Here is a 13,076-nt window from a genome sequence, read left to right as displayed (position 1 = left end):
ACGCGACAGTGCGTCTCGCCACCTGGAACGTCAACTCGGTCCGCTCCCGCGTCGATCGGGTGATCGCCTTCCTCGACCGCAACGACATCGATGTGCTGGCGATCCAGGAAACCAAGTGCCGCGACGACCAGTTCCCCTACGAGCAGTTCGACGCGGCCGGCTACGAGGTCGCCCACGTCGGGCTCAACCAGTGGAACGGTGTGGCCATCGTGTCCCGGGTCGGCCTCACCGATGTCGAGGTCGCGTTCCCGCACCAGCCCGGTTTCGACAAGAACGCGGGCGACTCGCTGATCGAGTCGCCGGTGGTCGAGGCCAGGGCGATCGGCGCGACCTGCGGCGGAGTGCGGGTGTGGAGCCTGTACGTGCCCAACGGCCGCGCCCTCGCCGACCCGCATTACGCCTACAAGCTGAACTGGCTGTCGACCCTGCGTGAGCAGGCGACCGGCTGGCTGGCCGACGATCCGGCGGCGAAGATCGCCCTGGTCGGCGACTGGAATATCGCGCCGACCGACGACGACGTGTGGTCGCCGGAGTTCTTCGAGGGCAAGACCCACACCTCGGGGCCCGAGCGCGCCGCGTTCCAGAGCATGCTCGACACCGGCTTCCGCGATGTGCTGCGCCCGTTCGCGCCGGGACCCGGCGTCTACACCTACTGGGACTACACCCAGCTGCGTTTCCCCCGCAAGGAGGGCATGCGCATCGACTTCATCCTCGCCTCCCCCGCCCTCGCCGACACGGTCAAGGACGCCTCGGTCGACCGGGACGAGCGCAAGGGCAAGGGCGCCAGCGACCACGCCCCGGTCATCGCGGAGTTCACCGACTGAGCCTGCCGCGAGCGGTACCGTGGATGACAGGACCATCCGACCTGCGACGTAGCGGGAGGTGTGCTTGTGGCGTTTTATCGGCAGCTCGGTTCGGTGCCACCGAAGCGGCATACGCAGCATCGGGACGAGCGCGGCAACCTCTATTACGAGGAGCTGATGGGCGAGGAAGGGTTCTCCGGTGACTCCTCGCTCCTCTACCACCGTGGTCTACCGCCCGCGATCATCGACGCGGGCGTGTGGGAGCTGCCCGATCAAACGCTGACGCCGAATCATCCACTGCGCCATCGGCACCTGCGTCTTCCCGATCTCTTTCCCGGCGATACACCCGCCAAGACCGACCCGGTCACCGGCCGCAGGTTGCTGCTGGGCAATGCCGACGTGCGGATCTCCTATGTGGTCGGCAAAGGCGCGTCCCCGCTGTACCGCAATGCCATCGGCGACGAGCTGGTGTACGTGGAATCCGGTGCGGCCGTGGTGGAGAGCGTGTTCGGCGCGGTGCCGGTGCGCCAGGGTGATCAGCTGATCATGCCGCGAGCGACCACGCATCGCTGGCTGCCCACCGGCGAGGAACCGTTGCGCGCGTATGTGATCGAGGCGTCGAGCCACATCACGCCACCCAAGCGGTATCTCTCGAAATTCGGTCAGCTGCTGGAGAATTCGCCGTACTGCGAGCGGGACCTGCACGGCCCGTCCGAACTCCTGCTCGCCGAGGGTGCCGAGGTGGAGGTGCTGGTCAAGCACCGGCCCGGCGCCGAAGTGGTCGGCACCAGGATGACCTACGCCACGCACCCGTTCGATGTGGTCGGCTGGGACGGCTGCCTGTACCCGTACACCTTCGATATCGCCGACTTCGAACCGATCACCGGCCGGGTGCATCAGCCGCCGCCGGTGCATCAGGCGTTCGAGGGCAGCAACTTCGTCGTCTGCAATTTCGTGCCGCGCAAGGTGGACTACCACCCGCTGTCGATTCCCGTGCCATACTACCACTCCAATGTGGATTCCGACGAGATCATGTTCTATTGCGGCGGAAACTACGAGGCGCGCAGGGGCTCCGGGATCACCCAGGGTTCGGTGTCGGTGCATCCTGGCGGGTACGCGCACGGCCCGCAACCGGGCGCCTACGAACGCAGCATCGGCGCGGAGTTCTTCGACGAACTGGCGGTGATGGTCGATACGTTCCGGCCGCTGCAACTCGGGGAGGGCGCGCTGGCCTGCGAGGATCCCGCGTATGCCTGGACCTGGTCCGGGCGAGGGCCGGGGCTGCGATGAGCGCCCGGCTGCTGCGCGTCGAGGTGCACCCGGACTCGCTGTTCGGGCCGGAGAACATGCCCTACGGCGTCTTCGCGCCGCCGGAGGGAGAGTTCCGGGTGGGGGTCAGGCTCGGCAACACCGTGCTGGATCTGGTTGTGCTGCTCGGTGATCCGATCTTCGCCCGGCGGGATCTGAATGCCTTCCTCGCCGCCGGGCCCGCCCGCTGGCGCACGGTGCGCGACCGCCTGCGCGAGCTCGCCGAGACCGAACTGCCGGTCGACGCGCTGCATCCCGTCGACGCGGTGGACCTGGCGTTGCCGGTACGGATCGGCGACTACGTCGACTTCTACGCCAGCATCGACCACGCCACGAACCTGGGCAGGCTGTTCCGGCCGGACAGTGAACCGCTGCTGCCGAATTGGCGGCATCTGCCGGTGGGGTATCACGGCCGCGCGGGCACGGTCGTCGTGTCGGAGACGCCCGTGATCCGCCCACAGGGGCAGCGCCGCACCGATTCCGGCGCACCGGAATTCGGTCCGTCGCAGCGCCTCGATATCGAAGCCGAGCTGGGTTTCGTGGTCGGCACCGGATCGCCGCTCGGCGTTCCGGTGGGTGTCGACGAGTTCGCCGAGCATGTCTTCGGCGTCGCCCTGGTCAACGACTGGTCGGCCCGCGACATCCAGGCATGGGAGTACCAGCCGCTCGGCCCGTTCCTGGGCAAGTCGTTCAGCACCTCGATCTCCGCCTGGATCACCCCGCTCGCCGCGCTGGCCGAGGCCCGGATTCCCCTGCCGACGCAGTCGCCGGAACCACTCCCCTACCTGCGCGGCACCGACGACTACGGCCTCGACATCGACCTGACCGTCAGCTGGAACGGCGAAGTCGTTGCGCACCCGCCCTATTCACGCATGTACTGGTCCCCCGCGCAGATGCTCGCCCACCTCACCGCCAACGGCGCCGCCCTCCGCCCCGGCGACCTCTACGCCTCCGGCACCATCTCCGGTCCCGAACCCGATCAGCGCGGTTCGTTCATCGAACTGTCCTGGGGCGGAACGCGACCCGTCACGGTGCGCGGCGAATCCCGTACCTTCCTGGCCGACGGCGACGAGGTGACGATCACCGCCACCGCCCCCGGCACGGCGGGCCGCCGCATCGGCCTCGGCCAGGTCAGCGGACGAATCCTGCCCGCCCGCAACACTTGATGCCACCGCACCACCCCGGAACTCGGGTCTGTCACGGCCATCGCAGGAATCGATACCGTGACCGCGTCCGAACATCGCATCCCGGAGGTACGTCCATGAAATCCACCATCGCCACCGTGGCAGGTCTCGCCCTCATCGGTCTCGTTCAGCTGCCGTTGGCCGCGCCGGCGGCAGCGGAGTGCGGGCCATATCCCGTGCCCTGCGTCGCACCTGGTTCCTCGGAGCAGATCCAGAACTTCTTCTCGCTCCTGTTCAGCGGTTCGTCCACGCCGTAACCGGCGGCGGTATCGGTCGCGGCATCCACCCAGGGGCGGAGAGGGTACCCCACAACCTCCACCTAGAGGTGGTATCTAGCGGAATTGGTTGCGGGATACGGTGGCGTTCGACGTTCCCGAACAGAGAGCCCCGACGATGTTGACGAGAATCGCCCGCGCCGCCGTGGGCCGACCACGACTGGTGGTCGCAGTCGCCCTGTTGCTGATGATCCTGTGTGGCGCGATCGGCGCCACCGTGCACTCGCACATGAAATCTGGGGGATTCGTCACCGAGGATCTCGATTCGGTGCGGGCGAGCCAGTACCTGAGCGAGCACTTCCCCGGCTCCGAGCCCAACTACGTCCTGCTCGTGACCGCCGAGGACGGCGCCGATTCGCCCGCGGCGCGCGCCGCCGCCGAGACCGCGATCGCCCAGCTGCGCAAAGATCCCGACATCGTCAGCGGCGTGCAGTCGTACTGGACCTCACGCCCCGATCTGAAGCAGGCCCTGCGCAGCGAGGACGGCAAGCGGGCGCTGATCCTGGCCAGCATCGAGGGCGACGACGCCGAGCTGCCGCTGCGCGCGAGCAAGCTCAGCGAGGAAGTGCAGGTCGCGGGCAGGCCGGTGACGATCGAGGCGGGCGGTCTCGCCGCTTCGTTCTCCGATATCAACACCCAGATCAGCAAGGATCTGGTGATCGCCGAGGCCATCGCCATCCCGGTGACCGGCCTGCTGCTGGCGCTGGTGTTCGGCAGCCTCGTCGCCGCCGCGCTGCCCATCGCGATCGGCCTGTTCGCCATCGCGGCGGCGCTGGGCATCCTGCGGGTGCTGACCTCGGTCACCGATGTGTCGATCTTCGCGCTGAACATGACCACCGCGCTCGGCCTCGCGCTGGCGATCGACTACAGCCTGTTCATCGTCAGCCGCTACCGCGAGGAACTGACCGCGGGCGCCACCCCCACCGACGCCGTGATCCGGTCGATCCGCACCGCGGGGCGGACGGTGGTCTACTCGGCGCTGGTCGTTGCGCTGTCGCTGTCGGCGCTGCTGGTGTTCCCGCAGTACTTCTTCAAGTCGTTCGCCTACGCGGGCATCGCGGTTGTCGCGGCCGCCACCGCCGCGGCCGTGATCGTGCTGCCCGCGCTGCTCATCCTGGTCGGCGACCGGATCGACGCGGTCGACCTGCGCGCTCCGCTGCGCAAGCTGTTCCGGCTGGCGCCGCGCGCGGAGAAGCAGCCGCAACAGACGTTCTGGTACCGCCTGGTCACCGCGGTGATGAAACGGCCGCTGCCGATCGCGCTGGCGACCACCGCGTTCCTGCTGCTGCTCGGCTCGCCGTTCCTCGGCGTCCAGTTCGGCTACCCCGACGACCGCTCGCTGCCCACCGGGGTGGCCAGTCGCGAGGTCGGTGACGTGCTGCGCACCGAGTTCGACGCCGACATGGCGTCGAGCGCGACGATCGTGCTGCCCGAGTTCCGCGGTACCCCCGCCGACCTGGATGCCTACGCCCGCGAGCTGTCCAAGGTGCCCGATGTGCCTGCCGTCCTGAGCAGCGCCGCCGTCTACCGCAACGGGCTGCGGGTGGCCGCGGGCGTGCCGGAGATGTCGGACCCGGCGGCGGGCGCATACCTGTCGGTCGCGACCACGCTCGACCCCTACGCCGACGCGGGCCGCACCCAGCTCGACGCGGTGCGCGCTGTCCCGGCTCCGTCCGATGCCCTGGTCACCGGTCCGGCCGCGCTCAACCAGGACTCCGTCTCCGCGATCACCGGCAAGCTGCCGCTGGCGGGCGCGCTGATCGCGCTCACCACGCTGGTGCTGCTGTTCCTGTTCACCGGCAGTGTGGTGCTGCCGGTGAAGGCACTGGCGCTCAACATCCTGTCGCTGGCGGCGACGTTCGGCGCGATGGTGTGGATCTTCCAGGAGGGGAACCTGGCGGGGCTGCTCGGTTTCACCTCCACCGGCACGCTCAACCTGGCCATGCCCATCCTGATGTTCAGCCTGGCCTTCGGCGCCTCGATGGACTACGAGGTGTTCCTGCTCTCGCGGATCCGCGAGGAATGGCTGGCCGGACCCAAGACGACCGAGGGCAATACCGAGGCCGTCGCCATGGGCGTGGCCCGCACCGGCCGCATCTTCACCGCCGCCGCGCTGCTGATGAGCATCGTGTTCCTCGGCGTGGCGACCTCCGGTGTGTCGATGATGAAGCTGTTCGGCCTCGGCTGCGCGCTGGCCGTGATCAGCGACGCCACCGTCATCCGCGGGCTGCTCGCGCCCGCGCTGATGCGGATGATGGGCACCTGGAACTGGTGGTCGCCCAAGCCATTGGTCAAGCTGCACAACAGGTTCGGGCTGCACGAGGCGGACGAGCCGGAGACCGGCAAGGTCGAGCAGCCCGTCCCCGCACCGGTCTCGGTCTGAGCTGTTCGCGGCCCGTCGACGGACTTCCCGGGCGGGTCGCGAACCACGGCAGGTATCGTCGGCCTCGAAAATTTCACACGCCAACGGGGGCTCGCACCAGCGGGCTGAGAGGACGGCTAGCCCATTCGCATCGGGCGCTCAGGGCCGTCGACCGTATGAACCTGACCGGGTAATGCCGGCGTAGGGAGGAAGCAGCATGGGCACAGCCACGCCTTCGAACGGGAGCGCCGCTCCGGTCGACACCGTCACCACCGGGCCGATCCAGGGCAGCGTCAAGCACTACAAAGAGGTCGACGGCCTGCGCATTCCGGTGCGCCGGATCAACCTCACCAACGGCGACCATTTCGACGTCTTCGACACCTCCGGCCCGTACACCGACGACAACGCGGTGATCGACCTCGAGGCCGGTCTGCCGAAGCTGCGCGACGAGTGGGACAAGCCAACCGTCGACGGCCCGCCCACCCAGCTCGCCTGGGCGCGCCAGGGCATCATCACCCCGGAGATGCGCTTCATCGCCGCCCGCGAGGGCGTCTCGCCGGAGCTGGTGCGTGACGAGGTCGCCGCCGGTCGCGCGGTGATCCCGGCCAACCACAAGCACCCGGAGCTGGAGCCGACCATCATCGGCAAGAAGTTCCTGGTCAAGATCAACGCCAATATCGGCAACTCGGCGGTGTCGTCGTCGATCGCCGAAGAGGTCGAGAAGATGGTGTGGGCCTCGCGCTGGGGCGCCGACACCATCATGGACCTGTCGACCGGCAAGAACATCCACGAGACCCGCGAGTGGATCCTGCGCAACTCCCCCGTCCCGATCGGCACGGTGCCGATCTACCAGGCGCTGGAGAAGGTGAACGGTGATCCCACCAAGCTCACCTGGGAGATGTACCGCGACACCGTGATCGAGCAGTGCGAGCAGGGCGTGGACTACATGACCGTGCACGCGGGCGTGCTGCTGCGCTACATCCCGCTCACCGCCAAGCGCGTCACCGGCATCGTCTCGCGCGGTGGATCCATCATGGCCGCATGGTGTTTGGCGCACCACCAGGAATCGTTCCTGTACACGCACTTCCGTGAACTGTGCGAGATCCTCGCCAAGTACGACGTCACCTTCTCCCTCGGCGACGGCCTGCGCCCCGGCTCGATCGCCGACGCCAACGACGAGGCCCAGTTCGCCGAACTGCGCACCCTCGGCGAGCTCACCAAGATCGCGAAATCCTATGGCGTGCAGGTGATGATCGAGGGCCCCGGCCACGTGCCGATGCACAAGATCGTCGAGAACGTTCGGCTGGAAGAAGAGCTCTGCGAAGAGGCGCCCTTCTACACCCTCGGCCCGCTCGCCACCGATATCGCGCCGGCCTACGACCACATCACCTCGGCCATCGGCGCCGCGATCATCGCCCAGGCCGGTACCGCGATGCTCTGCTACGTCACCCCCAAGGAGCACCTCGGCCTGCCCAACCGCGACGACGTCAAGGTCGGCGTGATCACCTACAAGATCGCCGCCCACGCCGCCGACCTCGCCAAGGGCCACCCGCACGCCCAGGACCGCGACAACGAATTGTCCAAGGCCCGTTTCGAATTCCGCTGGCACGACCAGTTCGCGCTCTCGCTCGACCCGGACACCGCCCGCGAATACCACGACGAGACCCTGCCGGCCGAGCCCGCCAAGACCGCGCACTTCTGCTCCATGTGCGGCCCGAAGTTCTGCTCCATGCGCATCTCCGCCGACGTGCGCGAGTACGCCGAGAAGCAGGGCCTCACCGACGTCGCCGCCATCGAGGCGGGCATGGCCGAGAAGTCGGCCGAGTTCGCCGACCACGGCAGCCAGGTGTACCTGCCGGTCGTCTCCTGACCGACCGCGCCCGAGCCCCCGAAGTCCACCCCTGGATTTCGGGGGCTTTCGCTACTCCGGGCGATCAGTAGGGTGCTGGCATGTCTGCACGCACGAAACGTATTTTCGCCGGGGCCGTCGCTGCCGCCGCTCTGTCTCTCGCCGCGCCGCTCGGTACCGCGCAGGCGGCCTCGCCGCTGCCGGTCGCCGATTCCGGTTCGGCCTCCCTCGGCTGCACGTCGACCGATATCAACCCCTGCCCCATCCGCCCGCTGCTCGACCTGCTCACCTTGGTGACCAGCGGCTCCGCCTAGCCTCCCGCCGTCTGCGCCCTCCGCGGATAGCATGATCCCGGCACAGAGCACACTCTGGCAGCCTTTCTGAACCGACCGGAAAGGATCACTGCATGTGCACTTCCTTCACCGTCACGGCCGAGGACGGCTCGGTCACCGCCGGGCGAACCATGGAATTCGCGTTCGATCTCGAGTCACGGTTGATCGTTTTCCCGCGGGGAATGTCCTACCAGGCCAAGAGCCCGGACCCGACCGTTCCCGGATACTCCTGGCGCGGCGCCTACGGCACGGTCGGCATGAATCTGTTCGGCCGGGAATGCCTGCTCGACGGGGTGAACGAAGCCGGTCTGTATTTCGGCGCGCTGTATCTGCCCCATTTCACCGAATACCAATCGGTGCCCGTCGGACGCGAATCCGAGTCGATGTCGCAGATCCACGATGTCGGCAACTATCTCCTGTCCACCTGCGCGTCGGCGAGCGAGGCGGCGGCCGCGTTGGAGCGGGTGCTGGTCTGGGGCCAGCCCGATCCCAGCACCGGCCAGCCCATCGATCTGCACTACACACTGCACGACGCGGGCGGCAATTCGCTGGTCGCCGAATACATCGACGGTGAACTCCAGCTCCACGACAATCCGCTCTCCGTCCTGACGAATTCACCGCCGTTCGAGTGGCATCTGCTCAACACCGGCAACTACGTCAATCTCTCCGCCGTCAATGTCCCCGACCTGCCGTTGTCGGGATACGACGTGAGCGCGCTGGGTCAGGGCAGCGGAATGCTCGGCCTGCCGGGCGATTTCACTCCGCCGTCCCGTTTCGTCCGCGCGGTCACGCTCAGCCAGGCCGCCGAACCCGCCCCGGACGCGACCGGCTCCGCGATCGTGGCCGCCCACATCCTCGACAGTTTCGACATCCCCAAAGGTCTCGTGCGTTCCGGTGAGAGCGGGCCCGATTCGATCGAATACACCGAATGGTCGACGATCACCGGTCTCGCCGCCGACAACCGCCGCTATTTCGTCCGGTACTACGACAGCCCCGTCTGGTGCGTGGTCGACTTGGCGAAACTGGACTTCGATCAGGCGGGCGTGGCCCACATCGACACCGGAGCGGCCTGGTTCGTCGACGTGACACCGTCGCCCTGACCGACGTCACCGCCGAACTTTCCCTTTCGTAGGGGTGACTGCTCGGAGGCGGCGAGTAGCCGCGAATCCCCTGCGGTAGCGTCGGCGATATGGCCGATGCGTTCTATCTCCCCGACCCGGCGGATCCGAACCGGTTCGAGTCGACCGAGCTCACTCGCGGCCCGTGGTCGCCGGACGCGCAGCACGCGGGGCCGCCCTCGGCGCTGCTCGGGCACGTGATCGAGCGGTGCGAGCCGCGGGCGGGGTTCCAGGTCGGGCGGGTCGCGGTGGAGATCCTCGGGCCCGTACCGCTGGCGCCGTTGACGGCGACCGCCGAAGTGGTGCGGTCGGGGCGGAGCGTGGAGCTGATCCAGGCGACGTTGTCGTCGGAGCGTGGGCCGGTGATGCAGGCCAATGCGTGGCGGCTCAAGCTCAGTGAGCCCGCGCTCGATCTGCCGGTCGAATTCCTGCCGAGTGGTACGCGTCCGCTGCCGACGGCGACGGAACCCGAGGTGTTCCCCTCCGATCAGCGGATCGGTTTCCACACCGGTATCGAATACCGTTTCGCCTCCGGCTCTTTCGGGCGGCCGGGGCCTGCGGTCTGCTGGATCCGGTTGAAGTATCCGATCGTCGCGGGCACCACACCGAGCCCCCTGGAGCGGACGCTGGCCGCCGCCGACTCGGGCAACGGCGTGAGCTCGGTACTCGACTGGTCGAAGTACCTGTTCATCAATACCGACCTCACCGTCACCCTGCACCGGCAGCCGGTCGACGAGTGGGTGTGCCTGGACGCGGTGACCCATCCGCAGCCGCACGGCATCGGCCTCGCCGAATCCGCGTTGTTCGACGAGACCGGGCCGATCGGGCGCAGCACGCAGACACTGCTCATCGCGCCGCGCGACTGATCAGCGCAGGGCGTCCAGGTTCACGAGGTCGGTATTGCCGTGTTTGCGTAGCTCCGACTCTCCGGTGCTGGTGCGCCGGAACGGATCGCCTTCGCCGGTGGTGAGCAGGCCGCGCAGGCTCGTGGTGATGTAGGCGCCCCACGCGTTGGAGCACACCTCGTAGCATTCGCCGGCGGGCACCAAACCCTCATGGGTGAAACGGACTTCAGTACCGTTGGCGGTTTCGGTGATGTCGAAGACGACGTCGGTGTTCTCCCACTCGGTGGTGTCCTCGACGAACGCGAGGTGCGAGTCGCTCACGTGCCAGACCAGGCGGCGGCCGGGGACGGATTCGGTGGTGGTCATCGTGCAGCGATGGATGCCGGGCACCTCGAAGCGGTAGCTGTCGCCGACCGAACCGGTGGCGCCCTCGATGGTCTCCGACCACCAGCCCCAGACATTGTTGACGGCGGCGAACACCTCGTCGGGTGTCTTGTCCACGGTGATGGTCGCGGTGAAATCGTCGGTACTCATTGCGTTTCCTTCCGGCTCAGCCGTCGAGGTGGCGGCGGAGTGCGTCGAGAGGGCCGTCCCAGTCGCGCGAGAGGGCAGCCAGAAATTGTTGTGCCACTTGCATCGGCGCGGAGTCCAGGCGATAGCGCACGCGACGCCGCTCGCCCGGTTCCGGGATCACCAACCCCGCATCGGCCAGCAGGGCAAGGTGTTTCGCGATCGCCTGCCGCGTGATCGGCAGGCGATCGGCGAGGTCGGTCGCGGTGGACGGTCCGTGTGCGGCGAGTGCGGCCAGCACCGACCGCCTGCTCGGATCGGCCAGCGCGACGAAGACCCGTTCGGCGGTGGCCTCCAGCTCAGGCCGCATCGAGGTACTCGACGAGCTCGCCCAGCTCGCTCTTCCAGCCACCGACATTGCCCTCGAACGCCTCCTTGTGGAGGTCGTCGGGCAGCTGGGCGAACCCGGTCTCGACGACGGTCAGCCGGGTGCCCGCCCCGACCGGTTCGAGGGTGAACTCGACATAGGTGCGGCGCGGGTCTTCGTCGGGCAGGCCGTTGATCGGCCAGGTGTAGCCGAACACGGTCGGCTCCTCGACCCGCTCCACCCGCATGTCCGCCGCGAACCCCTCGTTCCAGGTCATCCGCATATCCCCGCCGGGCCGCAGGTCGATCTCCGCGGTATTGCCGAACCAGCTCGCCAGCCCCTCTGCGGTGGTGATCGCCGCCCAGACCTTGGCGGGCGGATGCGCGAGCTCGACGGTCCGCACGATCTGATCAGGGAATCCCATGACGCCTCCATCTATAGCAACTGATTGGTTGCAACCCAGACTATTGCAACCAATCGGTTGCGTCAAGATGTCGCTGGACTCAGTGGCCTCCGGTAACGCGAAAGCCTTTGGGCACCAGCCAGACCGTGACGACGGTGACGACCCCTACCACCGCGGCGGAGAGGTAAGCGGTGGTGGTGAGGGCGGTATCGAAGGCGTGGCTCGCGGCGCCCACCAGCTGGGTGCGGGCTGGTTCGGGGAGTTCCGTGGCCACCTCGGCCGCACCGCCCACCGATCCGGTCGCTTGATCCACCTTGTCGGCGGGAACCGGCACGTTGGCCATGTGCTGGCTGAAGATCCTGGCGTGCAGACTGCCGAGCAGTGCGACACCGAACCCGACGCCGACCTCGTAGTTGGTCTCCTCCACCGCGCCGGCCTGGCCAGCGCGGTCGGCGGGGACAACGCCGACGAGGACGGCGGCCGCCGCGGTCACCGCCATGCCGTCACCGAGCCCGAAGGACACCAGGACCAGCGCGATCACCGGATAGGTCGTCGGTTCCTGGCTCACCGCGAGCACCAGGAAGCCCAGCGCCACCGCGCCGAGGCCGACGCCGAGTACGGTGCGGACACCGAACTTGTCCATCAGCATCGGGGTCAGCAGCGAGGCGGTGAGCAGAGTGAGCGCGGCGGGCAGCATCCGGATACCGGCCTGCGACGGGCTGTACCCGTGGACGTACTGCAACCACAGCGAGATCAGGAACATCGCCGCGCCGATGGCCATCATGGCCAGCAGGGTCGCCACGGCGGCCGCGGTGAACGCGCCGTTGCGGAATAAACGCACGTCCAGCAGCGGGTCGGCGGCGGTGAGCTGACGTCGGGTGAACCACGCCAGCGCGCCGATACCGACCAGCAGGATCGCCCAGTCGACAACGCTCGCTTCGCCTTTCGCGAGGTGCTTGATCCCCCAGGCCAGGCAGACGATGCCCGCGATCGAGAGCCCCGCGGCGAACCAGTCCAGGCTGCCCGCCTGCGGCGCACGATATTCCGGCAGCACCCACAGCCCGACCACCACCGTCACCAGCACCACCGGCACGTTCAGCCAGAACGCCGACGACCACCCGAAATGCTCGACCAGAAACCCACCGACGATCGGCCCGACCGTAGCGCCGACGCCTGCCACCGCCGCCCAGATCCCGATGGCCATGGTCCGCTCGCGCACGTCGGTGAAGATATTGCGGATCAGCGAGAGGGTCGACGGCATCACCATCGCGCCACCGATGCCGAGCAGCACGCGGCCGCCGATCAGCTGGGCCGCGCTGCCCGCGGTCGCCGCGATCACCGAGGCGATGCCGAAGAGCACGAAACCGCTGATGAACAACAACTTTCGGCCGACCCGATCGCCCAGCGCGCCGGTGGTGATGAGCAGCCCGCCGAGCACCAGACCGTAGATGTCGATGATCCACAGCTGCTCGAGCGGCCCGACCTGCAGGTCGTCGATCAGCGACGGCAGCGCCACATTGAGAATCGTGGCGTCCATCGCCACCAGCAACAGGCTGGCGCACAGCACTCCGAGCATCACCCACCGGATCGCGCCGTAGGTCTTCTCCTGTGTTTCGCTCACGCTGGCCACCTCACCGGCTACTCGGCCGTCGACGTCCGTTATCGACAAGCTACCGAGTGCGACCCCGCCCACCGGGTAATGCCCGCGGCAGGTCCGGCA

General features: G+C 67.9%; 13 protein-coding genes. 8 read left to right on the top strand and 5 right to left on the bottom strand.

The genetic code is table 11. The features are described 5' to 3' along the window. Nucleotides 1–8 precede the first annotated feature (8 nt). From IEY60_RS06730 to fahA, 3 genes are all read left to right on the top strand, one after another. On the top strand, nucleotides 9–824 hold the full coding sequence (locus tag IEY60_RS06730; RefSeq protein WP_189025174.1) for an exodeoxyribonuclease III: 816 nt from the start codon (nucleotides 9–11) through the stop codon (nucleotides 822–824). 66 nt (nucleotides 825–890) lie between these two features. After that, a complete protein-coding gene (locus IEY60_RS06725) occupies nucleotides 891–2,093 on the top strand; it encodes a homogentisate 1,2-dioxygenase (RefSeq protein ID WP_189025172.1) in 1,203 nt (400 codons plus the stop codon). Next, on the top strand, nucleotides 2,090–3,277 hold the full coding sequence (gene fahA / locus IEY60_RS06720; protein ID WP_229739619.1) for a fumarylacetoacetase: 1,188 nt from the start codon (nucleotides 2,090–2,092) through the stop codon (nucleotides 3,275–3,277). Before IEY60_RS06725 ends, fahA begins: the two co-directional genes overlap by 4 nt. 145 nt (nucleotides 3,278–3,422) lie before the next feature. Here the strand turns inward: fahA and IEY60_RS06715 are convergent, their stop codons facing one another. Next, complete coding sequence (locus IEY60_RS06715; RefSeq protein WP_189025170.1) at nucleotides 3,423–3,605, bottom strand: hypothetical protein; 183 nt, start codon at nucleotides 3,603–3,605, stop codon at nucleotides 3,423–3,425. A gap of 83 nt (nucleotides 3,606–3,688) precedes the next feature. Between IEY60_RS06715 and IEY60_RS06710 the strand changes: the two genes are divergently transcribed. From IEY60_RS06710 to IEY60_RS06690, 5 genes are all read left to right on the top strand, one after another. Next, nucleotides 3,689–5,953, top strand: coding sequence for an MMPL family transporter (locus IEY60_RS06710; protein ID WP_189025168.1), 2,265 nt, complete (start codon nucleotides 3,689–3,691; stop codon nucleotides 5,951–5,953). A 196-nt stretch (nucleotides 5,954–6,149) separates the two neighbouring features. Next, nucleotides 6,150–7,802 (top strand): phosphomethylpyrimidine synthase ThiC, encoded by a 1,653-nt coding sequence (thiC, locus tag IEY60_RS06705; protein ID WP_189025166.1) that lies wholly within the window; start codon nucleotides 6,150–6,152, stop codon nucleotides 7,800–7,802. A gap of 80 nt (nucleotides 7,803–7,882) precedes the next feature. Next, a complete protein-coding gene (locus IEY60_RS06700) occupies nucleotides 7,883–8,095 on the top strand; it encodes a hypothetical protein (RefSeq protein WP_189025164.1) in 213 nt (70 codons plus the stop codon). 92 nt (nucleotides 8,096–8,187) lie between these two features. Further along, nucleotides 8,188–9,213, top strand: coding sequence for a linear amide C-N hydrolase (locus IEY60_RS06695; RefSeq protein WP_189025162.1), 1,026 nt, complete (start codon nucleotides 8,188–8,190; stop codon nucleotides 9,211–9,213). Nucleotides 9,214–9,302: 89 nt separating this feature from the next. Continuing rightward, the gene (locus IEY60_RS06690; RefSeq protein ID WP_189025160.1) at nucleotides 9,303–10,097 is read left to right on the top strand and encodes a thioesterase family protein; all 795 of its coding nucleotides are present in this window, start codon (nucleotides 9,303–9,305) and stop codon (nucleotides 10,095–10,097) included. Here the strand turns inward: IEY60_RS06690 and IEY60_RS06685 are convergent, their stop codons facing one another. From IEY60_RS06685 to IEY60_RS06670, 4 genes are all read right to left on the bottom strand, one after another. Beyond that, the gene (locus IEY60_RS06685) at nucleotides 10,098–10,610 is read right to left on the bottom strand and encodes an SRPBCC family protein (protein ID WP_189025158.1); all 513 of its coding nucleotides are present in this window, start codon (nucleotides 10,608–10,610) and stop codon (nucleotides 10,098–10,100) included. A 16-nt stretch (nucleotides 10,611–10,626) separates the two neighbouring features. Next, the gene (locus tag IEY60_RS06680; RefSeq protein WP_189025156.1) at nucleotides 10,627–10,956 is read right to left on the bottom strand and encodes an ArsR/SmtB family transcription factor; all 330 of its coding nucleotides are present in this window, start codon (nucleotides 10,954–10,956) and stop codon (nucleotides 10,627–10,629) included. Beyond that, nucleotides 10,946–11,377 carry an SRPBCC domain-containing protein gene (locus IEY60_RS06675; protein ID WP_189025154.1) on the bottom strand — a complete coding sequence of 144 codons (432 nt, stop codon included), beginning with the start codon at nucleotides 11,375–11,377 and terminating at the stop codon, nucleotides 10,946–10,948. Before IEY60_RS06675 ends, IEY60_RS06680 begins: the two co-directional genes overlap by 11 nt. 79 nt (nucleotides 11,378–11,456) lie before the next feature. Further along, nucleotides 11,457–12,977: an MFS transporter gene (locus tag IEY60_RS06670; protein WP_229739618.1), complete on the bottom strand. Its 1,521-nt coding sequence runs from the start codon at nucleotides 12,975–12,977 to the stop codon at nucleotides 11,457–11,459. Nucleotides 12,978–13,076 lie beyond the last annotated feature (99 nt).

Origin of the sequence: Nocardia rhizosphaerihabitans, from assembly GCF_014646295.1 — a bacterium.
GTDB lineage: Bacteria > Actinomycetota > Actinomycetes > Mycobacteriales > Mycobacteriaceae > Nocardia > Nocardia rhizosphaerihabitans.
Note: the sequence above shows the minus strand (reverse complement) of the source record. Positions and strands in the feature narration are given on the sequence as shown.